General features: G+C 28.3%; 2 protein-coding genes. One reads left to right on the top strand and one right to left on the bottom strand.

Going from position 1 to position 1,660, the window contains the following annotated elements:
• The coding region (locus tag IQ05_RS15255; RefSeq protein WP_208653380.1) for a transposase at positions 1-426 on the top strand (426 nt) is incomplete at its 5' end.
• Positions 427-519: 93 nt separating this feature from the next.
• Here the strand turns inward: IQ05_RS15255 and IQ05_RS15250 are convergent.
• The gene (locus IQ05_RS15250; RefSeq protein WP_144894323.1) at positions 520-1,476 is read right to left on the bottom strand and encodes a hypothetical protein; all 957 of its coding nucleotides are present in this window, start codon (positions 1,474-1,476) and stop codon (positions 520-522) included.
• Positions 1,477-1,660: the final 184 nt, after the last annotated feature.

Below are 1,660 nucleotides of genomic sequence, written 5' to 3'. Positions count from 1 at the left end.
CAATGCTGCGGAAAAAGCACTAAGTATAAAAAGATAGATCACAGCATCCACAAAGAACACTACGATCGAATGCACCAAAAACTGACTCAAAACGCACGCTATGCCAAGCAAATGGTGCGTGTGAGAAGTAAAACCGTAGAACCAGTCATAGGAACATTGGTCAATTTTACCAATATGAAGCGCGTAAACACAAGAGGAATCAAGCAAGCCAACAAACACGTTTTAATGGCAGCTTTAACCTATAATCTTAAGAAATACTTGAAGTTTATCACCAAAAAAACAAAAACAAAAGCCGGAGTTGTAAGTGAAATACAAGCAAAAGTATCAACTTCTTTAAAAACAGCTTTCATAGACTTGAAAACCGACTTTTTAAGGCATTTTATGTTTACAAACTACAACCTAAAACTAAAAATAAACCTCGCTTAAATATCCTTAAACGAGGTTGTTTTTTATCCTTATCTTGAAATTTTACTTTTTTTAGAGAGTTGCGCAACAGCTACGTGTGTTGGCAGTAGTTTTTTATTTCATTTTAACTTCAAATTCTTTTTTAACACCATAAATTGGTTCATAAAGTATAAAAACATTTTCAATGTTAGAAACACCGGCTAAAACTAAATACAAACCTTTTTCGGAAATAACATTTTCAAACTTATTTTGTTTTTTGAACTCTTCTAATGTATAGTTTTCATTTTGTGATATAAATTCAAAATAACTTTTTTCACATTCCTCTGTTGAAATTAATGAATTTTTTGAATTTTCATCAAATACAATTAGTTCATTTTTTTTATCGAAAATTAATAACTTGATGTTATTTTCATAATTTGTATCATAAAGTTTTTTTAATACAACTTTATTCATACGAATTTCTACAAGTTCATATTTCAGATTATTTAACTCAATTATTGAACCAATTTTACTTTTATCTAATTTCAAAATTGAGTAATCTGTCAAAAAGGATATTTCATAAAATAAACTTCCTTTTAAATTTGTTTCTTTGTTTTTACGTGTAATAGTTTGATTTTGAATAGTCTGATATTCAAGTTCGGTATTAGAATCATTTTTAAATTTACCACCGAAATTATTAGAAGAAGATTTTGACAATTCAACTTTATCCATTTTTGAATTGAATAAATTGCTTTTTACGCTATTTAATTTTACGAGACCGAATAATTCTTCTTTAAAATAGGGAGGAAATTGAGAATTTAAGATTATGTCAACTTGATTATCGTCTTTTTTCTCAATTGTTATAGTTGCCTTTTCAGCGAATGCATCAGCTGAATTTTGTAAAATTTCTTTGTCAGATTTTGTGTTAATATAAATGTCATCGGGGTTGTATTTTTTATATATGATTTTATAATTAGGTTGTTTTTTAAATTCTTTTGACATCTCATATTTAAACTGATAAATCTGTTCTTGAGTTTGAGAAAATGAATTGAAAAAAGTAAAGATTGATATTAATGCTATTATATACTTCATATTTCTGTTTTTTACGGTAAAATTACTGCCAACGTCCCCGCGCTACAAGCAGTTTGGGACTAAATTAAGCCCATTATTCGGATTTGCCAAATCTTCCAAATACAAAACCAATTTTCAAATCAAGCCTAATACCCAAATTGCTTGTAGCGTGTGTGCTTGTTGCACAACTCGAACAAATATATCA

This window comes from Flavobacterium tiangeerense, assembly GCF_007830355.1.
GTDB classification, from domain to species: Bacteria; Bacteroidota; Bacteroidia; order Flavobacteriales; family Flavobacteriaceae; genus Flavobacterium; species Flavobacterium tiangeerense.
This window is presented reverse-complemented; position numbering and strand designations above follow the sequence as displayed.

What these genes read in the sequence shown, in the direction of transcription:
- IQ05_RS15250 (WP_144894323.1), bottom strand. Translation starts at nt 1,476, where the DNA reads ATGAAGTATATAATAGCATTAATATCAATCTTTACTTTTTTCAATTCA.